The organism is Nitrospirota bacterium (assembly GCA_016212185.1).
In the GTDB taxonomy this organism is placed as follows: Bacteria; Nitrospirota; Thermodesulfovibrionia; order UBA6902; family DSMQ01; genus JACRGX01.
This window is the reverse complement of the sequence record JACRGX010000068.1, coordinates 16,610-40,537: the sequence shown is the minus strand read 5'-3', so window position 1 is coordinate 40,537 and position 23,928 is coordinate 16,610. Positions and strand designations below refer to the sequence as shown.

Sequence of the window (23,928 nt, the reverse complement as noted above, 5' to 3'; positions counted from 1 at the left end):
GCCGCGCCTGAGGAAATGCCTGCAAGAATGCCTTCTTTCACGGCAAGCTGTCTTGTCATATCAGCCGCATCTGCATTGGCAACGGTAATTATTTCATCATAAATTTTTGTATTTAAAACCCCAGGATAAAAACCCGCGCCTATGCCCGCAATCTCATGCGGGCCCGGACTTCCTCCTGAGAGCACCGGCGAGCCGGCAGGTTCAACTGCCGCAATCCATATGCCGGAATTTTTGCTTTTCAGCACTTCGCCGACGCCTGTAATAGTGCCGCCGGTGCCGACTCCGGCGACAAACCCGCCTATTTCATCGCTGAGGGCGTCAAGGATTTCAATAGCGGTTGTCTGCCTGTGAATTTCAGGATTTGCCGGGTTTTCAAACTGCATCGGCATAAAATATTCCGGATTATTTTTCAGTATTATCTCTGCCTCTTCCACAGCGCCCATCATCCCTTTGTCCCGGGCCGTCAGGATCATCTCTGCCCCGAAGGCCTTAAATATCTGCCTTCTTTCCATGGACATGGTCTCAGGCATAGTAAGTATGCATCTATATTTTTTTACGGCAGCCACCATTGCCAGCCCGATTCCCGTATTGCCGCTTGTAGGTTCAATGATTGTTCCGCCGGGTTTTAACTGCCCGTTTTTTTCAGCCGTCTCTATCATAGAAAGGGCAATCCTGTCCTTGACAGAGCCGCCGGGGTTAAAGCCTTCCAGTTTGGCCCATATCTCTGCGCCTCCGGATTCAGGTATGCGGTTAAGCCTGACAACAGGGGTATTCCCTATGAGATTTAAAATATTTCCATGAGGTTTCATAGGGGGATTATACCACAGGAATTGAAAAAAACTGTTATAATAAAACATATGGGAATTTTAAGTCAGCTCAGATGGCAGGATATCCTTGATATTTTTCTTGTAACAATTATAGTTTACCGCGTGCTTTTGATAATCAAGGGCACAAAAGCCGCCCAGATGCTTATAGGCCTCGGCGTGCTGCTTCTGGCTTTTTTATTTTCCGGCTACACAGGGCTGTATACAGTGGACTGGCTTATTCAGAGCCTTTGGGCACAGATGGTTCTGGCGATAGTAATCCTGTTCCAGCCGGAGATCAGAAGGGCTTTGGCGCAGATGGGCAAGGCGCGTTTTCTGTCTTCGCTAACACCTGCCGAGGAGCTTAGGTCTCTTGAGGAAATCGTAAGGGCGTCGGTTGCGCTTGCAAACAGGAAAATAGGCGCCCTGATGGTGATAGAAAGGGAAACAAGTTTAAAAGATTTTATTGAGATAGGCGTGCAGTTAGATGCAAAGATTGCCAAGGAATTGCTTTTAAGTATTTTTCACCCCACGTCTCCTGTTCATGACGGAGCTGTGGTTATCAGCGGCAACCGCATTGTTGCGGCAGGTTGTTTTTTGCCGCTGACGCTCAGTGCAGAGCTTTCCAAATCTCTGGGCACAAGGCATAGGGCAGGTATAGGCTTAACAGAGGAGACGGACGCCGTTGCCATAATAGTTTCCGAGGAAACCGGCACTATTGCCATATCAATTGGAGGAAATATAAGGAAGAACGTGGATATGGGGTCGCTCAGGGAATTTCTTACTGAAATTTTTGTGTCGCCGAAGGACAAAAAAAATGAAAAATAAAATTAGTTTTATAACGGCAAATCCCCTTTTGAAGCTGATTTCATTTGCATTGGCGGTTGCGCTCTGGTTTTTTGTTGTCTCAAAAGGGCGTTCCGGGATTATTATGGATGTTCCCTTAGGTTTCAAAAATTTACCTCCCGGACTGGAATTCGTAGAGACTGCCAAGACAGTAAGCCTTACGATAGAAGGGCAGGAGAGACTTTTAAAGAATTTGAAACAGGATAACATAAGCGTTGCCATAGACCTCAAAAACGCTAAAAAGGGAGAGACGAATTTTTTGATTGCGGGAGATGATATCCGCCTGCCCAAAAGCCTTGTTGTCACAAAAATTTCTCCGCAGAAAGTAAAATTAACGATTGAGGAGAAACTGAAGAAGAGTGTTCCGGTAAAACCCGTAATTACAGGCCTGCCGGCAGAGGGGTTTGCGGTTAAGAAAATAGAAGTGGAACCCAGGACTATTGAGATAGAAGGGCCGGTCAACAGCGTTGCAAAAGTCTATTCCGTTAAGACAGAGCCCGTGGATATTTCGGATGTTACCGAGGATTTTCATTATACTGTCTATTTAAACATAACCCGAAAAAACGTCAGGTCTGATGTTTCAGAGGTTAAAGTGAATATATATGTAAGGAGGATAAGGTAAAGATGAAGTGCCGGAAGGATGAAAAAATCAGGGGCAAAAAACTATTCGGGACAGACGGCATAAGAGGCAAGGCTAATTATCCTCCGATGACAGGCGAGATTGCATTTAAGGTCGGCAGGGCTGCGGCTTATGTCCTTAAGCAGAAACACGGCAGGGATATGATTCTTATCGGCAAGGATACAAGGCTTTCAGGTTATATGCTTGAGAGCGCGCTTACTTCGGGTATATGTTCAATGGGTGTAAATGTAGTCCTCGTAGGCCCCATGCCGACTCCGGGCATTGCCTTTGTGACGCGGAGTCTGAGGGTGGATGCGGGAATTGTAATCTCTGCATCCCATAACTCATATGACGATAATGGGATAAAGTTTTTTTCTTCTGACGGCTTTAAGCTTCCTGACAGCGTTGAGAAGGAGATAGAGGAAGCAGTGTTTTCAAATACGCTTGAAGATATCAGGCCCACAGGCGCAGGCATTGGCAAGGCGCACAGGGTGGACGATGCGGCGGGCAGATACATTGAATATGTCAAAGCCTCTTTCCCTAAGGGCAAGACGCTTGAAGGAATAAAGATTGTGGTTGATTGCGCCAACGGTTCAACGTACAAAATTACTCCCCCGGTGCTCAGGGAATTAGGCGCGCAGGTTATTGCAATTAATGACAAACCTGACGGATTGAATATTAATGCAGGGTGCGGTTCAACACATCCCGGGGCCATGCAGAAAGCGGTATTGGAAAATAATGCGGATATCGGCATTGCTCATGACGGAGACGGCGACAGGGTGATTTTCTGCGATGAAAAGGGCGAATTAGTTGACGGCGATAAGATAATGGGCATATGCGCCGTTGACATGCATAGAGAAGGTAGGCTCGGAGGGAATACGGTAGTGGCAACAGTTATGAGCAACTTAGGGTTTGAAAAGTTTTTAAATAAAAAAGGCATAGGCCTTATCAGAACTACTGTTGGAGACAGGTATGTTGTTGAGGCAATGCTCAAGGGGGGTTACAACCTCGGCGGTGAGCAGTCCGGACATATTATTTTCATGGATTACAATACTACAGGAGACGGTGCAATAACAGCGCTTCAGTTGCTTGCAATTATGTGCAAGAGCAGAAAAACTTTTTCCAAGCTTGCATCCGCCATTCCGATTTATCCGCAGATACTTATAAATGTACCGGTGATAAAACCCAGAAAGATTGAAGATTTCCCAAAGGTCGTAACTGCAATAAAAAAAGCCGAGAAACAGCTTGCCGGCGGAAGGATTCTGGTGAGGCCCTCGGGTACCGAGCCTAAGATACGGATAATGGCTGAGGGAGATGATATGAAGGAAATTACAGCGGTGGTTGAGGCGCTGGCTGAGGTCATAAAGACAAATATGGCGTGAAGATGCAACGGCATATATGCCCTCAAAACTTTAAGAAAGCAACAAGATTATTATCTGTCATGCTGCAAAAAATTTTAAGTATCTGCTTTTGAACTATCTTGCAAAAGGCAGCATGACTTCCAATGTGTTGCCCTTAAAGTTTTTCAAGCACATATGCCGTTGCTGTTATTAGTATAACTCTTCGTACGAAGGCTCTAATTCTTCCTCATACTCCGGCTCAACAATTCCCCTCTTTACCATTATGTTGTAAATAATTTTTGAGCGGTTTGCCACATATTGCGACTCTTTGACGGGGCTGTATTTTCTTGGATTCGGAAGCACTGATGCAAGAAGTGCCGCTTCTTCGGGATTCAGGTCCGATGCGGATTTTCCGTAATAATGAAGTGATGCGGCTTCTATGCCGAAGACCCCGTCACCCCATTCAGCAACATTAAGGTAAAGTTCAAGGATTCTTCTTTTGGAAAGTGTTTTTTCAATTCTCCATGTAAGAACAGCTTCTTTAATTTTTCTTGCTGGATTTTTAGACGGAGAGAGATAGAGATTTTTTGCAAGCTGCTGGCTTATGGTGCTTCCGCCGAATTTGAATTTTTTTTGCTTTATGTCTTTTTTAATTGCTTTTTCAATGGCCTCAAAGTCAAAGCCCTCGTGCCTCCAGAATTTATCGTCTTCTGCAATTAAGACGGCCTTTACAAGATATGATGATATGCGTGAAAACGAGACCCAGACCTGATTTATTTTTCTCTTCTTTCCTTTTTCCTGCCATTCTCTTTCACGATATTTCATGAAAGATGTTTTTGTGGGATTGTCTTTTTTAAGTTTTGAAACATCGGGGAAGAAGAGATAGTAAATTATACTTAGAAGCAGTAAGGCAATGAAAGTTATTGCAATAAATTTTAAGTTTTTCATTAATGAGAATTTTAAGGCATGCGGTTGTGTTAAATCAACATTTTGAAGAAAATAATGTATCATAGCAGAAAATATTAGATGTCTGTCATACTCCGGCTTGACCGGAGTATCCAGTACCTTTATGTCTGGTTCTCCCGACTTAGTCGGGGGACGGCGTCTGGATTCCCCGATTTAATCGGGGAACGACGTTAGAGGCTATTTTGAAAGTGATATTAGGTTTTAGCAAGTAAATTGGAGATTTTTAACACGGCAAAGAGCAAAATAGGATGATAAGTTTTGCATTGTCTTTTATGAGCGGTATCGCCGCCTTTAATTTTTTCCCTTTTTTCCCTTTTTTAATAACCGTATCCGGCATTGCTGCATGTGTTTTTTTATTTTTTTGGCGCCGTAAAGACACAAAAAATATTTTTTTCATAACCCTGATTTTTTTATTCGGCTGTCTTTACAGTTTTTTGCGGCAGGAAAAGGTTCCCGAAACAGCTTTGCCTGATAAAGAAGTATATCTTGCAGGCACGGTTGCCGATGTTCCTGAAGTTTCAGGTGATAAAATCAGATTTACAGTTGATAATGTGTATATCAGCGGGCAACATATTAACGGAAAAATAAGGCTTTCTGTTTTGCCTGGAATCCTTTATAAAGACGGATACACCGCCTTTGGCGACAGAATCAGGGCATTTACAAAATTAAGAGTGCCGGATGTTTTCCGCAACCCCGAAGTTTATTCGTATGATCCTGAAAAGTACGGGATTATTGCAGCCGGCTATGTAAAGCAAATGCAGGTAATCGGCAGTGATGCAGGTCTTTTGTCCCGGATTTATAAAATGCGCCAGTCGCTTGCACGGATAATAGACAACAGCCTTTCACCGGAGAATGCATCATTTCACAAGGCAATAATCTTAGGGCTTCAAAAAGGCATAACAAAGGAGATGAGAGACGCCTTTAATGCCACCGGCCTTGCACATTTGCTGAGTATTTCAGGAACCCATTTTGCATTGCTTGCCTTTATTTTTTTTACACTTGTCAAAACAGCCGCTAAATTTTTTCCAATAAGAATCCTGACGAAAATGACCTTGTATGCAACTCCTTCACAGACAGCCGTTACCCTGACCCTGCCGGTTTTAATTTTGTACGCCCTGATTTCAGGCGGCAGCACGCCTACGGTCCGTTCGCTGATAATGATTTCTATTTATATGCTTGCGCTTTTTCTCGGAAGGAAAGGGCAGTGGCTGAATTCGCTCGCCATAGCGGCGGCGGTTATCCTTATCTGGCAGCCGGACGCCCTTTTTGATCTGTCGTTTCAGCTTTCTTTTATTGCGGTACTGTCAACCGGCTGCACGCTTGAAATCGCAGGGCGCGGGAATACGGAGGATAATGCTGGGGAACCAGGGCATAGAGAGTTGGAATTAACCGCGGTCCGGAAGCTGTCAGAAAAAATAAAAATATCCCTGCTGATAACTATTGCGGCAATCATGGGTACGGCGCCGGTGGCCCTGTATTATTTTTATCAATTTCCGGTTATCTCTCCTGTTACAAACCTGTTAATTACCCCGTTTGTATGCTTTGTAGTTCTTCCCGCCGGGTTTTTTGCCGGATTTTTTGCATTGCTTTTTAATATGAATTCCCTGCCTGCAGGCTATCTGATAGAGGTCCTTACGGATTTTCCGTTGAACCTGACAAAAACCATTTCGCATATACCATTTTCCAGCCTGCATCTGCACAAACCTTCCGTGATAATTATTGCCATTTATTTTTTGTCACTGGCATTTTTTATTAAAGCAAAGTCAAAGTGGAAGTTATTGCCCCTTGTTCTGGTTTTTTGTTTCTATATGACATCTTCGTTCCTTCCTGCAGATAAGAATCTCAGGATTACATTTCTGGATGTCGGGCAGGGTGATGCGTCTTTCATAGAGTTTCCCGATGAAAGGGTTATGCTTGTGGACGGAGGCGCTGAGGATTATGATGCCGGCAGAAGGGTTATTGCTCCGTATCTATGGGCTAAAGGAATAAAGAAAATTGATTACATGGTGCTTAGCCACCCCCATCCGGACCATTACGGAGGGCTTACTTACCTGATGGATAATTTTAAGGTCAGCGAGGCGTGGCTGAACGGCAGGAGAATCCCGGGCGCCGGAAATTTTTTCCGGAAACTATCTGAGAAGGGTATTCCCTCACGCATCCTTAAAAGAGGGTATGTGCTTGAGGGCGGGGAGTTCAGTGTTTATGTGCTTCATCCATATGATGAATTTTATGCATCATCGTCAAGGGGCGATTTTTCCAATCAGAACAGTGATTCGCTTGTTTTAAAAATTGAATCGGGCGGCGTTGCTGCGCTTTTTACGGGTGATATAGAAGCTGAGGCAGAGGAAAATTTAATGCATTTAGGCAGACTGCTGAGGTGTGATATTATTAAAGCGCCCCATCACGGCAGCAGGACGTCAAGCTTTATGGGATTTATTGAGGCTGTAGACCCGCAAGTTATGGTTGTAAGCGTGGGCAAAAATAATCCGTTTAACCACCCTCACTCTGAGACGATTGATAAATACAGCAGGGCCGGTGCGCAGATCTTCAGGACAGACAAGGACGGCTCTGTTATTGTAACATTCAAGAACAAGGGATTTGAGGTAACGACATGGCAGGACAGCAGACTTAAAGAAGTTAAGAGTTTCAGTGATGAAATAAAAAATTTGAAGGTCTTGTTGTAATATTTTCAGCGCTCAAAAAATATCTTTAATCCCCACATTAGTCCCAGCCCTGAAAACATCGTCACAAGCTGTACCGGTATCTTTGAGCTTTCCCTTTCTTTATGCAGTTCAGGTATTAGGTCAGCGAGAGCGATATAGATGAATCCGCCGGCTATGCACGGAATTAAAAAAATCTTCAGCCATAGAATTTGACCAAAGAACAAATAAGCGATTATTGCTCCTGCCACAGAGGTGAGCGCCGACAAGAAATTATATAAAAGCGCCTTTGCCTTGCTGAAGCCTCCGTATATAAGAATCCCGAAATCGCCGACCTCCTGCGGTATTTCATGGGCTGCAACTGCAATAGTTGTTGCCATGCCAAGGTGCGTATCTGTCATGAATGATGTTGCTATTATTATCCCGTCCAGAAAATTATGCACCCCGTCGCCGATAAGGTTAAGATAGGTGAATGTATGCACATCGCATTTGTCTTTGTGACAGTGCCTCCAGTGCAGGAATTTCTCTATCACAAAAAAAATAATTATCCCGGAAAGGACATAAGTGAAAATCAGGGAGTCTTTTAACTCTATGGACTCAGGCAAAAGATGAAAAAATGCGCCTCCAAGTAGGCCTCCCACGGCAAAACTTACAAAGCGCTCCAGAAATTTTTCCGTGGCGCTGCCTTTCATCCCTATAAAAAATACCCCGATGAGGGAAATGAAACTTATTCCAATGGTTGAGAGTATGATAAGCCCAAACGTTGACATCAGAATAATCTTAGGGTTTTAGCAATGTTTCTGTCAATAAGCGCTAAATCTTTGGGCGTCTTAATTTTCCTAATAATGCCGTTTTAGGCTATAATATTACCCCGGTATGTTATCGACTTATTTTTTAAATCTTTCCCTGAACAAGAAGCTCATCCTGATGATGCTCTTCCTGAGTTTTATACTTTTTTCAGCACTGTGGGTGCTTTACTGGCAGTCGGAAAAGGCTTTGTTCAATCACCTTGCAAACGAGACTTCCGAACTGTCAAAGGCGATTCAGATCGGTGTGGAGGAGGTAACCGGCAGCGGCGTGGCAGATGAAACCAGACTTGCCGGTTATTTGAAACACCTTAATTCAAAAGGGATAAATGAGATTTCCATTATCAGCAATGCTGATGAGATAATCGCCAGCACTAATCCCACGAAGATCGGCTCATCCGTAAGTCCCAAAAAAAAAGAATTGATTATTAAGGCAGAGCTCGGCGAACCGGTTTCAAAGGAAGGAAAGGTCTATAATGTCATTGTACCGGTTATCGCAGGCGAGGCTCACTACGGATATATTCATTTAAAAATTAATGCAGAAGACGTCTCTAAGCTGCTTAAGCAGAATTTAATTAAGCGATTGTTGGTGTCGCTGCTGGTTTTCGGGATAGGGATTGGCATTGCCGTATTCCTATCGGTAAAATATACGAGGCCTATACAGGATGTGGTGGATGCCGCAAAAAAGGTGGCGTCAGGGAATTTGAACTTGAATCTTCCTGTTAACAGAAAGGACGAAATTGGCGACCTCACCGAAAGCTTTAATTTTATGGTCAGGAGGCTCAGGGAAAACAAGCGCCTTGAAGAAAGGCTGCGCGAGGCAGAGCATCTTTCAACCGTCGGGGAATTGTCAAGGAGCATTGCCCATGAAATACGAAACCCCCTGAATTTCATAAGTCTCAGCATTGACCACATAAGGGAAAAGTACAAGCCCGGTTTTGATAAAGGTGCGGATGACTTTGAATCACTTATGTCAAGCATTAAACATGAAATACACAGGCTTGACAAGCTCGTAACAAATTTTCTTGACTATGGAAGACCGCTAAAGCTGAATTTACAGAAGGTAGATTTTAACAGGATGCTGAACGAAACAGTGGAGATAGTTAAGGCAAAGGCGGACGCTGAAAGGGTCATGATAATCAAAGCCTATGATTTTGTATCTGACATTTTGGTGGATCCGGAACTTATGAAAACATGTATTCTAAACTTACTCATAAATTCCATTGAGGCAATGCCCGGCGGGGGTACGCTTACCATTAAAACTGAAAAAAATGACGGACAGTTTAATATCTCTGTAGGCGACACAGGCGCCGGAGTGTCAAAGGAAAATCTTTCCAAGGTTTTTGAGCCGTTTTTTACAACTAAGAGTGACGGACTTGGACTGGGCCTTGCCACAACAAAACGCATTGTAGAAGAACACGGCGGTAAAATAGATTTTGACAGCGGGGAAGGCAAGGGGAGCACTGTTACTATAAGCCTTAAACTGAGCTGACTGTTATAGTGAAGAGGAAAACAATCCAATGAATATTGTCCTTGTAGTTGATGATGAACCATTGCAGAGGAATATTCTTAAGACCATTCTTTCTGAAAATGGGTTTGAGACTTATACGGCGTTGTCAGGGGACGAAGCGCTGAAAATGATAAAAACCGTCGGCCCCGATGTCATTTTGACCGACCTCAAGATGAAGGGCATGGACGGCATAGAGCTTATGGATAAAATAAAGTCCCAAAGCCCAAATTCCGAAATAATTATTATGACTGCATTCGGCACGATAGCTTCAGTGGTGGAGGCAATGAAAAAAGGGGCATATGATTATCTCGCAAAACCACTTGACAGCAATGATGTTTTGCTGACTGTCAGACGCGCAATGGAGAGGGCAGACCTTCTAAGGAAGAATCAGGAACTTCAGCAGGCCTTGTATGACAGACTTACGATTGAGGGGATAGTGGGACATTCAAAGCTTATGGAAGATGTTGTTAATATCATCAAAAAGGTTTCATTCAGCCCTGCAACAGTTCTTGTTATCGGTGAGAGCGGCACAGGCAAGGAACTTGTCGCCAGGGCCATACATTATAACAGCCCCCGCAGTACAAAACCTTTTACTGCCATAAACTGCGCCGCCATACCGGAGAACCTTCTTGAGAGCGAATTGTTCGGCTATGAGCCCGGAGCCTTTACAGGTGCGATAGCGAAGAAAGCGGGCATCTTTGAAGCTACTAACGGAGGCACCCTTTTCCTTGATGAAGTCAGCGACCTGCCTGCAATGACGCAGGCAAAAATTCTCAGGGCCTTGCAGGAGAAGGAAATAAGGAGGCTTGGCGGCCGGGAGGCTATAAAGGCTGATGTCAGGATAATCGCAGCGACTAACAAAGATATAGAAAAGGAGATGAAGGAAGGCAGATTCAGGGAAGATCTATATTACAGGCTGAAGGTCGTGACTATAGAGCTTCCGCCGCTGCGGGAAAGGAAGGGAGATATACCTGAATTGGTTATTTATTTTCTTGAAAGATATAACAATGAATTCGGCAAGAGGGTAAAGGGATTGGATGACCCTGCGTTAAAGGCGCTTACGGAATACCACTGGCCCGGAAATATAAGGCAGCTTGAGTCTGTAATTGAAAGGGCGGTTCTTATGTGCGAAACAGGCATAATAAAATTAAAGGATATAAAGAGCGAACTGCGAACAATAGGTCAGCAGGGCGCTTTTGATATGGATATCCCTGACGAAGGGATTAACTTTGAAGAACTTGAAAAAGAACTTTTGAAAAAGGCGATGATAAGAAGCAATAATGTAGCGGCAAAGGCGGCACGGCTGCTTGGCATGAGTTATAAAACTTTTTGTTACAGACTGGATAAATTCGGCATTGCAAGTTCCCCAAAAGAGGGAAACATGTCCTGAAATAAGGATATATTGCCCTCTTTTTTTGTCCACAAGCCATTTCCCTTTTATTTTTTATAATTTTTTCAGCTGGTTCTGTGTTAATGTCAGATGGTATGGATTTTGCTTGCTATATAGCAAATTGAATAAAAATAAAACAATGAGAGGAGGTGAACAGAGAATGAAGAAAATAATTGCATTAGTTGCAGTGCTTCTTTTTGCATTTGCAATGACAACAGTTGCATTTGCAGCGGAAAAGGCAGCCCCTGCAGCTCCGGCAGCAGAGAAGAAAGAGGCGGCAAAGCCGGCAGAGAAAAAGGCTGAGGAGAAAAAAGCGCCTGCGAAGGTGCAGCAGCTTACCGGTGATGTGACAGCAGTTGACGCAAAGGCAGGCACTATTACTGTAAAAGGCAAAAAGGGTGATGTTACCGCTGCCGTAGACGCTAAGACAGCAGTAAAGGTCGGCGACAAGGTTACTGTAAAGTACACAGAAGTTGACGGCAAGAATGTTGCAAAGAGCGTAAAAGCCAGTGCAGCAGCAGCGCCGGCAAAGGCAGAGGAAAAGAAGGCAGAGCCTAAGAAGGCTGAGCCAGCAAAACCGGCAGAGCCGAAGAAATAAGTTTGGCTTGAAGGATATGAATAAGGCGCTGAGTTTTCAGCGCCTTATTTTTCAGGTAAACTTCAAAAAAGTTTTTAATCAGTTTTCTTGCATGCAGTCTCCATGATTTTTTGTTTCCCGTGGAATCAATGATTACATTAGGTCCGAGTGCATAAAGGTTTTTTGCGGTAAAAACGAGCGCCCTGTATACGTATTCTCTTTCTGCATCGGAATAACAAGGTTTGGGTGTAACGATTTTTCTGAGTTCATCCATCCTGAGTATGACGGCATCAGGGATTTTTTTCTTCAAAGCAATGGCAAGAGTGCTCTTTCCGCTTCCCGGCAGTCCTGTTATCCAGATGACCCACGGCATGTAATATTATACTAAAAAGGGTTAACTGAAAAGTTTTAAGAAGGCATAGATGCCTGAAAAGCTCTATGTGCAACACCTTAACCATGCCATTACACACGGTAAAAGCATAGACTATAAAAAATAGACTTGTATATTGTGTAATGGCATCTAATAGATATTGTTGCTTTGATAGAGTTTTGAAGGTATTTGTGCTTTCTTAAATACCTCTAAATTGCATATTGAGCAAAGGCATACATGCCCTCAAAACCTTTAGAAAGCAACGGGATTTTTAGATGCCATACTGCAAAGCGTTTAAAAGTTTTTTCTTGTAGAGTTTGGTCAGTTGAAAATTGCAGTATGGCATGATTCACGGTGTTGCACTAAAGCTTTTTCGGACACATATGCCTTTGCCTTGCATCTTATATCCTGAATTTTGTATCTTAAACAAGTCATGAGCTCAGAAAATCTTGATAGAAAACTGCCCGTAATTCAGGAGGCGGACCTTAACGGCAAGATAGTCCTTGTCCGTTTTGACCACAATGTCGTAAAAAAAGGCATTGTGAGGGACCCATATAGGATTGACAGGAGTTTTGGCACACTTTATAACATTGTAGAGCGCGGCGGCAGGCCTATACTCATGACCCATGTGGGCAGACCCCTTGATAAAAAGACCGGTCAGATAACATGCGACTCCGGAGATTCAGTAGAACCCATTGTTGAATACCTCAGGCAAAAACTCCACACGAAATTTTACATACCTAAATTTAACAACATAGACTCAGGGCAGGGGATAACAGGCATTGACACATCCATAAATCTGGCTGTAAAGAATCTCAGGGAAAGAAAAATCGGCGGTATATACCTGCCCAATACCCGGTGGTTTCGCGGGGAAGAAGACAAGGGCGCATTCAGGGAAAACTTCGCGCTTCAGCTTGCAGGGCTTGCGGATATTTATATTAATGACGCCTTTGGTTCATGGCAGGCGCATGCTACCACTTATGACATTACAAAGCACCTGCCGTCTTATGCTGGTTTTCTTATGCAGCAGGAGATTGAGAACCTGAGCCGTGTTATAAATCCTGAAAGACCGTTTGTCGCAGTTGTTGCAGGCGCAAAATATGACACAAAGATAGGACCTCTTCATGCGATATATGAGAAAGTTGATTTTCTGATTTTAGGAGGCGTTATTTATAACGCATACCTCTGCGCCAGATACGGGATATCCATTCAAGGCGTTTCTGACAAAGACATAGCGGCGGCAAAAGACCTTGTGAGCATGGACAAGGACAGGCAAAAAATTGTAGAACTTCCTTACATTGTTGAATCAGATACGCTTGAAGGGAAAATTGAAAGCAAGTACAGGACTATTGCCGTTAAGGATTTTAAAAAAGGCGATAAACATAGTTACATCCTTGATGTGGACCAGAGGTCATTTGAGGACAAAAGGGTGTCGGAAGTCATACTTAATGCAAAAACGATTTTTGTGAATGCAGTTATGGGCTTTACCCCGCATTTTACCGAAGGCTCTGAGGCGCTGGATAAGACAATTGACAAAAACGCCGTTGCATTAAAGATGTATGGCGGCGGTGACACCCTCCAGGAATTTAAAAGCCTCTGCCCCGGGCTTTACCTCTCTGTTTTGGACAACAGCCAGTATTACTTTTTTACCGGCGGAGGCACTGTGCTTACCGCCATTGAGCAGGGCAGTCCTTACGGGCTGAAGCCTGTTCAGGCGCTGATGGAGAATAAGGAAAAGTTCGGCGTGAGATAGAAAGCAGCATCTGCATCCAATCTGCATCCAATAGTTGACTTTAGATGGAATTGGGTGTATTATTATGTGTATGAGGAGGTGTATTAATGAGAACGAATATTGCAATTGATGATAAACTTATAAAAAAGGCGTTTCAATATTCTGATGCAAAAACTAAGAAAGGGTTAATAAATGAGGCGCTTAAAAAGTTTGTGGAAGACCACAGCAGGATGGATTTAAGAAGACTTAAAGGGAAAGTCCGCTTCATGGAAGATTACGACTATAAGGCATTAAGAAAAGGCAACTAACCGGTGGTCCTCGTAGATACCTCTGTATTAATAGATTATTTAAAAGGAACGCAAAACCACGCTGTAGAGAAACTGCAATTCATTCTTGATACCGGCATCCCTTTTGGCATTAACTCATACATCTATCAGGAACTGCTTCAGGGTACAAAGACAGAAAAGGAATTTAACGAGTTAAAGGCATATCTTGAAACTCAGGTGTTTTATGATTTAAAAGATAAAAAGATTTCTTTTACAGAGGCTGCAGAACTTTACTTTAAATGCAGAAAAAAAGGGTTTCAGGTCGGCGGCACTATTGACTGCCTTATTGCCCAGACTGCTATAGAAAATAACCTTTTGCTTTTGCATAATGATGAAGATTTTGAAAAGATAGCAAAGGTTGCAGGGCTGAAGTTTTATTAAGTAAATCTTATAATTTCAATTACTCCTCTTTAAAAATCAAGGGCTGTTAAATAGCATTGATTCTGTTTGATTGGAAACCGTATAAAAATGTTTTATAAAAAATAGTTATAGTACCTATAAAGTTTGTATAAAAAATGTCTTGACAAATCTTTTTATACAGTGTAATAACAATTACTTATCTTTTCCTGTTTCTTAACCAGTTAACACTGAATTTAATGAGGGATTTTTTTATCTCTTAAGGAGAAGTTTTCAATGCAGAAAACATTCTTTTCTGTAGCTTTCCTTTCAATGTTTTTGCTCTGTGTTTATATTCATAATTTAAAAATCATTACATGGAGGTAACCATTATGTTTAAAATCAGACAGAAGGCAATAATATTTTTTCTGTTTTTGGGTTTAAGTTGTTTAGGGATTGCTCAAATACATGCAGAGGATGTGAATCAATCAAAAGGTATTGATGGAGCACTATCTAATAGTGCTTCCATTTCTCAGGCAGAAGTGCTTGGTCCGGGCTGGTTTATGGGGACTGCTGAGCCTGTCAGTCCGGAAGATGCAGAGGCTTACTACAATTCAAAACAGTCAAGAGAAAACACTCTTGGAACAATGGGAATTGCCGCTTTCACTGCTTCTGCAGCGACTATAACTGATGGAATTGAGGAACTTGCGCGGGCGCTTCAATATGACCCCAAGTTGATATACGACTATGTTCATAATTACATTGATTACGTTCCTTACTTCGGCTCGCTCAAAGGGGCCACTTTGACATATCTAGATGGAAGCGGAAATGACTTTGACCAGACGTCATTGATGATAGCTTTGTTGAGGGAAAGCAGCAATTACAACACAAATATCGGAACGGTTCAATATGTTTACGGGACAATGACCATACCTAATTATTTTGGAGCTGACGATTATGATCTGCAGCACTGGCTTGGAGTAAGTGCAAGTTCAAGCGTCATTTCAAGGCTGCTGAGCAGCGGAGGCATTCCTGCAGCTGTTTATTATTTGGATACAACGATGGATCGAGTGTGGGTTAAGGCAGCAATCAACGGAACAGACTATATGTTTGACCCGTCATTCAAAAAATACGAAGAGACAGCGGGCATTAATCTGAAAACCGCAATGAACTATGACCGTAATGCGCTTCTGACAGCAGCCGGCGGTGAAACAGGGACTGATTATATTCGCAATCTAAATGACAGCGCCCTTCGCAGCAAGCTTGTTGAATATTCAACAAACCTGATAACCTCTCTTCGCGCAAATTATCCAAATTCAGAAATGTCCGGGATTATAGGGGGCAGGAATATCATTTCAGAGATCATTGAACAATATCCAACAGGTTTAAGATTTCCGTATTCGGTTACTGCATATTGGGACAATGTGCCGGACGCCTATGTTCATAAAGTTCATATCCAGCACGGACAGATAGATCAATTATTCTCAATCCATGATATAGCCGGGAAGAGGCTGGCGATTACGTATGATACTGGCGGTAGCGGGTCCAGCGCGCTAAATGTTTCTGGATCCAGTCAAGCTTTACCGAACACAGATCAAAAACTTCAAATTAATCTAAATTTCACAAAGTCAGAAAAAAGCATATCTAATCAGGTTATCAAAGTTGGTAATACCAATTTGACAGCTCGGTCAACAACCACATGGGACTTTGGCAGAATTAACAGTTATAGTTCAGTTACTTATAGCACTACATATTCAGTCCAAGCCGGCTATCCTACGGCAACATTCAATTCATGGCTTTCAAACAACGGCAGCGGCGCCTATTCGTGTACCCAGAATTGCGGAGTCCATAATGTTGGCCCCGGACAATCAATTACGACAAGCGTCACGTTTTCAGGTTCCGGCCAGAGTCGCGGGACAAAGACAGCCACACTCAATGTCAATATATCGGGCTCCGGATATACTCCATCTACCGATTACTATAACTGCACTGGTTTTAAGGCAGATGACCCTAATTTTTCACCGGGTTCTTATGGAATAGACTTTGGTCAGCGTTATCTGGACGATTTTGCTGACGGCACAGCCAAATTGAAGAATAATGGTTCTTATACTGTAACGATCAACGGGATGAGATGGACAGGTTCAGGCAGCGGTCAATTTCAGTTCTTGAGCGGCAGCGGGTCAGGAAGTCTTGGGGCGGGTCAGACTCGGGATATTAACATCCGTTATCTGGCCGGCGCTGTTGGAGTCCATAATGCGGACATTGAAATCGCGTTCTCCTATGACGGGATTACTTATGATTACCCCGGCGTCACGCTGCCGAATGTGGGAGAAACCATTTCTGCGCCGGCAGCCCAATTATGGCTTGATGACGAATTAATTACACAGGAGTCTCCGCCGGTTTCAGGAGCAGGGCTGGCAACAATGACATTGACGATTGATCATCCTTACAGCGCTGATTCAGGCGCTTACGGTGACCAAACATCAACATATAATCTGAAGCGCGGCTCATCTTATGTTGTTATTTCCGATTTCGGGGGCAGCAAAGACGCCCGGCTTTTGAAGAAACGCCAGAGAATTCTTGAAGACTACCGCACAAGCGGATTATCCGATTCTTCGCGCGAGGTATTGACAGAGACGCTCAATGTTATGGGACAGACATGGATGCAGCAGACTACCCTTTCGGACAACCTGCTTGCTCAGCTTTCCAATGTCATACAGATAAGGCATCATCGCTTCGGCATCATGGCTCAGGAGGAAGGCTATTATGTTGACGTCAAGACGCAGGTTGGCTCATATATCTCCAAAAACAATAATACCTCTGATGAAAACGCATGTTTCAAGGCAGGCAGTTTCCTTGGCAGCGCGCTGGAGCACGGCGTGCTTGAACAATTGCAGGGAGTAGACAGACCTGCTGCGTCAACCATTAAATTAATGAACATAGCCAATGGTAATGGAGACAAGATATTTCTTGCCGATTCCGGCAATTTCTCAACTATACAATCACAACTGACAGGCTACAGCGCTGAAGATATACAGGATTTTCAAAGCGCGGTCAATGACGGATTTACATTGATTCTTCCTGCAGACGGACAGTTAGCTCTACAGCAATGGAGTGGAAAAGGATACGTAAAATTCAAACAGGACGTTGATGGGAAAGCCGAGATGGGCATGATAATCGGTGGTGATTATTACGGAGGATATGGAGCGTATCCGTGGCAAACATGCATTTATTGCGTTCAAAATGAATTTGACTCAGAGTTGTTCTTTCCATCTCAGATACGTACCTCTCAATGCGGCGATCCTATTGATATGACTACAGGAGCGTATGTGCTTGACCATGAAGACCTTGCGCTCGGAGGCGCAGAGCCATTGGGTTTGCATTTCAAACGCTACTACAACAGCGACAACCATAACGAGAAAAGTAGTCTCGGCTATGGCTGGACACATAGTTATAACATCTATCTCAACATTCACAGCGACGTGGATGCCGGTCTTGCAATGCGACAACCTGTGGATGCAGTTGCTTCACTGGTAGCATCCGTTGTAACTCTCGATCTTATGAGTTCATCTATGCCTGCTGTCAAAGAATGGGCTACAGCGGTATTGGTCAATAAATGGTCCATGGATGAGCTTTTTGAAAACGCCGTATCGGTCCATTTGCAGGACAGGGTTTTGACTTATATCATGCTGCCGGATGGAAGCTTTAACTCCCCGCCGGGTGTTACCACGAAACTCACAAAACAGACAGGATTGTATCAATTGCAGGAGCGATTCGGCACAGTGATTGATTTTAATGCCAATAACAGGGTCAGTTCATGGACCGATGTTGACGGCAACTCCTTGACATTTACTTACAGCGGAAATAATTTGACTACAGTGACGGATGCAATTAATCGCACACTAACCCTGCAATATACAGGAGATAAACTTACTGCTGTTGCTGATTCTGCCGGCAGGACTGCGTCTTATGGATATGATCCCAATGACAATCTGAATACTTACACCGACCCTGAAAACAAAGCGTGGAGTTACGGATACAATACAGACCACAGGATAACAGGCCAGACAAATCCGTTGAGCATAACAACCGTCACCAATACCTATGACAGCCTCGGCAGAGTAAAACAGCAGGTGGAGCCCCGTCAGGGCGGGACGAGTACAACGCATAATTATTACTTCTCAGGCTTCAGAAATATTCGCGAAGAATCCGGGAATCAGACAATTTATTTCATTGACGACAAGAAGCGGACAGTCGGTGAACAGAATGCGCTTGGAAATTCAAAAACAACCCAATACGACGGGCAAAACCATGTGGTAGAGACGGTTGACGCGAAAGCAAATCCGTCATGGTTTTATTATGACGGCAATCATAATCTCATCGCAAGCATAAATGCGCTGGGTCTTATTACCGACTATAATTACGATGCCCAATTCAGGCTGACCGACACCGTTGATCACATATACCACGGGACTCATCTTGAGTATGACAGCGAACATCATCCGATATTGTCAAAGTTCGGCATTCGATATGATTCAAGTCTCAATCCCATAGACAGCGGACTGTATCAGAACAGTTCCACTTATTATGCTAACGGCTTGAAGAATACGGTAACAGACGGGCGCGCAACAATGACTACATTGACTTACGACAGTTACGGAAATCCTGACACCATAAAAGTCGGTAGCCATCCGGCAATAGATTATTCGTATGATTCGATAGGAAGAATGACGGACTTGACTGATCAAGTAACTTCAACCACGAGTTTTGTTTATGACAAACGCAGTTTGCTGACGAAGAAGACAGACCCGCTTTTGAAGGACACCATCCTTACATATGACGATGCAGGAAGGCTTGCAAGCAGGAAAGACCGGAATAATCAGACCATTACTTATTCATACACGCCGACAGATAAACCGGATACGATAACATATCCGGATTCTTCTACAGTCCATTTTACGTACGACCAGTATGATCAGCTTACAGGGATGCAGGAAGCGATTGGAAGCAGCAGTTATGGCTATGATGCAGTCGGACGGCTGACATCGCAGACAGATGCGAATGGATTTGCAGTTGCCTATGGATATGACGCAGCAGGCAATCTTACATCAATTACTTATCCCGGCAATAAGACGGTGAATTATACTTATGACGCATTGAATCGCTTAAAGACAGTAACCAACTGGTTAAGTCAGACTGCAACGTATAATTATGATGATGCAGGAAGATTAACGAGTTTGACAAATTTCAACGGAACAGTGACTACGTATGGTTATGACAATGCTAATCGTTTGACTGCTTTCGATAATAAAAAGTCGGATACCACGATATTGGCAAGTTATAGTTTTACATTAGACGGCAACGGCAACCGAACACAGGTTGTGCAGAATGAGCCGTTGACACAGATACCGAACCCGGCCGATGTTTCATACACTTACAACACAAAAAAGAATCGTCTCTTAACAGCTAATACGACAAGTTTTGGTTATGATGACGAGGGACAGTTGAATAGTAAGGCAGGGGGTGCTTACACCTTTGATTACGAACACCGTTTAAAGAGCATAGCTGGAACAACAACCTTCTACTATGACGGAAGTGGCAAGAGGTTGAAGGCGGTAAGGAATGGCATTGAGACTCGTTACATCTACGACACAGGAGGGAATCTCCTTGCAGAGGCGGATGGAAATAATAATATCACAAAATACTATATATACGGCGCTGGATTGCTTGCAATGGTTACGCCGACTAATCAAACATACTGTTATCACTTTAATGCAGTCGGTAGTACGATTGCAATGACGGATTCAACGCAAGCTATGGTAAATAAATATTCGTATGATCCATTTGGGAATGTTGTGAACCAGGTTGAAGCAGTGCAGCAGCCTTTCAAATTTGTTGGTCAACATGGGGTTATGACCGAGCCGAATGGATTCTATTACATGCGGGCAAGATATTACGATCCGGAGGTTGGACGATTTATAAGCGAAGACCCGATCGGCTTTGAGGGGGGCATTAACCTCTATGCTTATGTGTTGAACAACCCCGTACTGTTGATTGATCCGTTGGGGTTGGCTGTTGGAGATTGGTGGGATCTCCCAGCCAATTACGGAAGAGCGTATGAAATTCATGATCAAGAAATGGAGAGATTTGCTGGACATCACAATGATACAGGTGATGCAATGCGTCATGCAGAATGGAGTAGGAGGACTGCTGAGGAAACAAACAGCTTCACAGCATGGTCTGCAGGTTTAGGTCATGAAATAGACAATTGGATAAACGATGATCAGCCATGGAGAGAAGGGCTCATGGACTTACACAATAATTCAGAGGGACGCAATGCTGCTCGCGAAAGTCGCCTAGTTAATCCGAACAATTTAAGAACTAACCCTCAAGGCAAGAAAGGCTGTTACTAATGAAAACAAACTTTCTTCTTTGTTTGTGTATCTGCGTAATCGCGTTTCTTGGCTGTCGAGAATATGAGAGCTCTGTTTCGTCAGCTATTGCTAAAAAAGTTTCAAGGGGTGAGGGTACAATAATTAATCTTTCTGAATTGACGAGTTTCAAATGGGACAGGTTGTATATTTTTGATCCTTATGAAAGCCGTGATACAATCCAAAATTTAATAGGTCAGCGGTTTCTAAAAACCAATGAATTGTCTATGGGCGTATCAGAAGGAGATACCCTGTTGGTATTTATGAAGGATAACAAAGTGGCGCATTATTTTATGCACCCCCGAGGGAAAGGAGATTTTTCTGGACTTGGAAAGGATAATTGGTTTACACCCCAGAATGCCAAGTTTCAGGTCATTCAGGAAGGATACAGTTTACGTGGGAAATGGCTTAAGCTGAAAGTTATAGAATGGAAAAAAGAATAAAGGGTCAGGCACGGACATGGGACAAAATACAAAATTACGCATACGATACTTCAAAAAAGTCCTGAAAAGGGGGGACATGACAATTTACGCTGAAACCTTACAAGCCCGCGAAGATATTGGCTTTGCGCCCTATGGATTAGACGAGCCTTACAGGGTCTTCATAAGCGAAGACCCGATCGGCTTTGAGGGGGGGGATGTGAATCTGATGGCGTATGTCGGAAATAATCCAATGCTTCTGATTGATCCATTGGGGTTGGCGCAGTGGCTGCGTGGGAAGGATGATCCGCCGGTTATGGGGTCCGAAAGTGCAAGAAAAGGCTTACGCCCCGGTGATTCAGGAATGGTGTTCTTTGAACGTAATGTGCCTAATCTCTATGAAACATCGATACAGCATGATGCAATGTTAGATAATATGGGCATTAAAGATGCATATAAGGATCTGCCAACTGCGGCTGTAACTATATTAACAATGCCGATTGCATTTAAGAATGCCCTTGACACTAATATATACGAAACAATAATTCATCCTATTGATATGATGAAACCTGTTTATAATAAAATAATGACCATGTGTAAATAGGAGCAGCTTATAACTATGAAAAGTTCTAACGTTATTATTTGGTGCTTAGTAATTACCTGCCTATTATTAATTGGATGCACAGAGGAAGGTTACATGATTGACTGGGGAAACCGCGACGCCAGGGCTGGAAACTATGAATCTGCTATAAAAAGATATAACGAGGCTCTGAAAATAAATCCACGCAGCGCAAAAGCATACTATAATCGCGGACTTGTTTGGGACTATATGAACGAAATGGAAAAAGCTATTGCTGATTACACAATGGCATTGGAAATAGATAAAGAATGTATTGATGCATATTTTAATCGGGGGACAATATTAAGCAAAAAGGGTAATTATGACCTTGCAATCTCTGATTTTACTAAGGCTCTGCAGTTTAATCCAGATAATTTAACAAGGATTGATCTATATTTTAAGCGGGCATACGCGTGGTTTAAGATTGAAGATTACAGTCGTGCCATTGATGATTACTCTGAGGGAATAAAAATCGATCCCACTAAAGCTGAAGCGTATTATTCCCGGGCAGAGGCATGGTACGAGAAAGGTAATTTTGATAATGCCATCTCTGATTACACAAAAGCTATACAGATAAATCCAAAGTATGCGCAGGCAGTATTCAACCGTGCGAACACGTGGCATGAGAAAAGAGAGTATGCTTCCGCAATTATTGATTACGAAAAAGCCATAGAATTAGACCCGAAAAAAGCACTAGTATACAACAACTATTCCTGGCTATTGTCCACCTGTCCCGACAGCAGGTTTAGAAATGGAGCTAAGGCGTTAAAATTAGCTCTAAAAGCTGGCGACCTCAATCCTGATGAAGTGGTTTTCGTAGGTACCCCGGCTGCAGCTTATGCTGAATTGGGTAATTTCAAAGAGGCAATCCAGACAGTGGAAAAAGCCATTACGTTACTTAAAAAAAATAATAATGAGAATCTGATTGATAACTTAAAGTTAGTCCCGCAATTAGAATCTTATAAGGCAGGCAAGCCGTGGCGTGAGGACGTCAAGAGGGAAGACTGGATGCGTGAATACAAAATTAAGGGGAAGAAAGAATAAGGTCTGTGATGGACAAAGATACTAAATTACGGATACGATACTTCAAAAAAGTCCTGAAAAGGGGGGACATGACGATTTACACAGAAACCTTCCAAACCCGCATAGATACTGATTTTGCGCCCATTGGATTAGATGAGCCTTACAGGGTCTTCATAAGCGAAGACCCGATTGGCTTTGATGGTGGCGATGTGAATCTCATGGCGTATGTGGGAAATAATCCGGTGAATAGAATTGATCCATTAGGATTATTCGATAATCCGCTTCTCCAAATACCTTCTTTTTCGGAGGCGTTTCCAAATTCAAATTATGTTGCCCCAATTGCAGATATTGTTACCGGTGGAATTGAAGGTGGTTTTTCTGTCTCTATGGGAGTAGCATCCGCCGTAGGTCTTGCGGCAGGACCAGAAGCTTGGTGGATACCAGTAATATTTGGTGGAGCTGCAATTGAAGCGGGAGCAGACTCAATTGATAGAATATCAACAGGAATTGAAAGGCTTGGGAATAACCAGACATGCAAATAAGAAACAAATTGACGGATAAGAAAGAAGTCTATGGCATGACATATACGATTGCTAATCTCTTCTTAATACTGTCTGTGATTATTTTCTCTATTTGCCTTGTTGCTCCGTTGCTTGGTGGCAAATTATCTATTAAGGCCCTAACACATTATGGGAGCTGGATCGCCCTATCGATAGGGATAAGAATTGTTTCGCAACGGGGCCGAAAAGGATTGAAGATTAGAGTATACGAGTACTCAATAGTTTGTTTAGTGGCCATTGTTAATTTTGCTTTATGGTTTCCATATCCGATTAACATTATCCTTAGCATTTTGAGCGTTGTAGGAACAGTTTTTTCCTATAGAGCGCATAATAAGCGGATGAAACAGGAAAAAGAATAAGGGGTCAGAAGAATAAGGGGTCAGACACGGACATGGGGGAAAATATAAAATTACGGATACGATTCTTCAAAAAAGTCCTGAAAAGGGGGGACATGACAATTTACACCGAAACCTTCCAACTCCGCACAGATACTGACTTTGCGCCCTATGGACTGGACGAGCCTTACAGGGTCTTCATAAGCGAAGACCAATCGGCTTTGACGGTGGGGATGTGAATCTTATGTTTACTGATGAAA

The 23,928-nt window shown here is 43.2% G+C and carries 19 protein-coding genes; 15 read left to right on the top strand and 4 right to left on the bottom strand.

Features of this window, described 5'->3' with window-relative positions:
- The coding region (gene cysK, locus HZA10_08085; GenBank protein ID MBI5196267.1) for a cysteine synthase A at positions 1 to 809 on the bottom strand (809 nt) is incomplete at its 3' end.
- Positions 810 to 857: 48 nt separating this feature from the next.
- On the opposite strand from cysK, the gene HZA10_08080 reads away from it, so the two are divergent.
- From HZA10_08080 to HZA10_08070, 3 genes are read left to right on the top strand one after another with little or no spacing between them, the layout of a single operon-like run.
- Entirely contained in the window at positions 858 to 1,631 is a 774-nt protein-coding gene (locus HZA10_08080) for a TIGR00159 family protein (GenBank protein ID MBI5196266.1), read from the top strand.
- Positions 1,621 to 2,271, top strand: coding sequence for a YbbR-like domain-containing protein (locus tag HZA10_08075; GenBank protein ID MBI5196265.1), 651 nt, complete (start codon positions 1,621 to 1,623; stop codon positions 2,269 to 2,271). Before HZA10_08080 ends, HZA10_08075 begins: the two co-directional genes overlap by 11 nt.
- Positions 2,272 to 2,273: 2 nt before the next feature.
- Positions 2,274 to 3,650, top strand: coding sequence for a phosphoglucosamine mutase (locus HZA10_08070; protein ID MBI5196264.1), 1,377 nt, complete (start codon positions 2,274 to 2,276; stop codon positions 3,648 to 3,650).
- A 168-nt stretch (positions 3,651 to 3,818) separates the two neighbouring features.
- Here HZA10_08070 and mtgA read toward each other — a convergent pair whose 3' ends face one another.
- Positions 3,819 to 4,556, bottom strand: coding sequence for a monofunctional biosynthetic peptidoglycan transglycosylase (mtgA, locus tag HZA10_08065; GenBank protein ID MBI5196263.1), 738 nt, complete (start codon positions 4,554 to 4,556; stop codon positions 3,819 to 3,821).
- A 266-nt stretch (positions 4,557 to 4,822) separates the two neighbouring features.
- On the opposite strand from mtgA, the gene HZA10_08060 reads away from it, so the two are divergent.
- Entirely contained in the window at positions 4,823 to 7,258 is a 2,436-nt protein-coding gene (locus HZA10_08060) for a DNA internalization-related competence protein ComEC/Rec2 (GenBank protein ID MBI5196262.1), read from the top strand.
- A 5-nt stretch (positions 7,259 to 7,263) separates the two neighbouring features.
- On the opposite strand, the gene HZA10_08055 is transcribed toward HZA10_08060, so the two are convergent.
- Positions 7,264 to 8,004, bottom strand: a complete 741-nt coding sequence (locus HZA10_08055) for a ZIP family metal transporter (protein MBI5196261.1) — start codon at positions 8,002 to 8,004, stop codon at positions 7,264 to 7,266.
- 106 nt (positions 8,005 to 8,110) lie between these two features.
- Between HZA10_08055 and HZA10_08050 the strand changes: the two genes are divergently transcribed.
- The 3 genes from HZA10_08050 (at position 8,111) to HZA10_08040 (ending at position 11,538) form a co-directional block, all read left to right on the top strand.
- Positions 8,111 to 9,532, top strand: coding sequence for a HAMP domain-containing protein (locus tag HZA10_08050; GenBank protein ID MBI5196260.1), 1,422 nt, complete (start codon positions 8,111 to 8,113; stop codon positions 9,530 to 9,532).
- Positions 9,533 to 9,560: 28 nt separating this feature from the next.
- Entirely contained in the window at positions 9,561 to 10,940 is a 1,380-nt protein-coding gene (locus tag HZA10_08045; GenBank protein ID MBI5196259.1) for a sigma-54-dependent Fis family transcriptional regulator, read from the top strand.
- A 160-nt stretch (positions 10,941 to 11,100) separates the two neighbouring features.
- Positions 11,101 to 11,538, top strand: coding sequence for a DUF1344 domain-containing protein (locus HZA10_08040; GenBank protein MBI5196258.1), 438 nt, complete (start codon positions 11,101 to 11,103; stop codon positions 11,536 to 11,538).
- On the opposite strand, the gene HZA10_08035 is transcribed toward HZA10_08040, so the two are convergent.
- A complete protein-coding gene (locus HZA10_08035) occupies positions 11,495 to 11,890 on the bottom strand; it encodes an adenylyl-sulfate kinase (protein MBI5196257.1) in 396 nt (131 codons plus the stop codon). The two genes, HZA10_08040 and HZA10_08035, sit on opposite strands and share 44 nt — an antisense overlap.
- Positions 11,891 to 12,320: 430 nt before the next feature.
- Here HZA10_08035 and HZA10_08030 point away from each other — a divergent pair, with 430 nt between their 5' ends.
- The 8 genes from HZA10_08030 to HZA10_07995 all read left to right on the top strand — a co-directional run bounded on the left by HZA10_08030 (position 12,321) and on the right by HZA10_07995 (position 23,315).
- Positions 12,321 to 13,640 (top strand): phosphoglycerate kinase, encoded by a 1,320-nt coding sequence (locus tag HZA10_08030; protein MBI5196256.1) that lies wholly within the window; start codon positions 12,321 to 12,323, stop codon positions 13,638 to 13,640.
- Positions 13,641 to 13,726: 86 nt separating this feature from the next.
- A complete protein-coding gene (locus tag HZA10_08025) occupies positions 13,727 to 13,927 on the top strand; it encodes a type II toxin-antitoxin system VapB family antitoxin (GenBank protein MBI5196255.1) in 201 nt (66 codons plus the stop codon).
- A gap of 3 nt (positions 13,928 to 13,930) precedes the next feature.
- Entirely contained in the window at positions 13,931 to 14,326 is a 396-nt protein-coding gene (locus tag HZA10_08020; protein MBI5196254.1) for a PIN domain nuclease, read from the top strand.
- Positions 14,327 to 14,673: 347 nt separating this feature from the next.
- Positions 14,674 to 20,694 carry a transglutaminase gene (locus HZA10_08015; GenBank protein MBI5196253.1) on the top strand — a complete coding sequence of 2,007 codons (6,021 nt, stop codon included), beginning with the start codon at positions 14,674 to 14,676 and terminating at the stop codon, positions 20,692 to 20,694.
- Entirely contained in the window at positions 20,694 to 21,155 is a 462-nt protein-coding gene (locus tag HZA10_08010) for a hypothetical protein (GenBank protein MBI5196252.1), read from the top strand. The genes HZA10_08015 and HZA10_08010 overlap by 1 nt, the downstream gene beginning before the upstream one ends.
- A 16-nt stretch (positions 21,156 to 21,171) precedes the next feature.
- Positions 21,172 to 21,735, top strand: a complete 564-nt coding sequence (locus tag HZA10_08005) for a hypothetical protein (protein ID MBI5196251.1) — start codon at positions 21,172 to 21,174, stop codon at positions 21,733 to 21,735.
- A 15-nt stretch (positions 21,736 to 21,750) separates the two neighbouring features.
- Complete coding sequence (locus HZA10_08000) at positions 21,751 to 22,794, top strand: tetratricopeptide repeat protein (protein ID MBI5196250.1); 1,044 nt, start codon at positions 21,751 to 21,753, stop codon at positions 22,792 to 22,794.
- 8 nt (positions 22,795 to 22,802) lie between these two features.
- Complete coding sequence (locus tag HZA10_07995; GenBank protein ID MBI5196249.1) at positions 22,803 to 23,315, top strand: hypothetical protein; 513 nt, start codon at positions 22,803 to 22,805, stop codon at positions 23,313 to 23,315.
- Positions 23,316 to 23,928 lie beyond the last annotated feature (613 nt).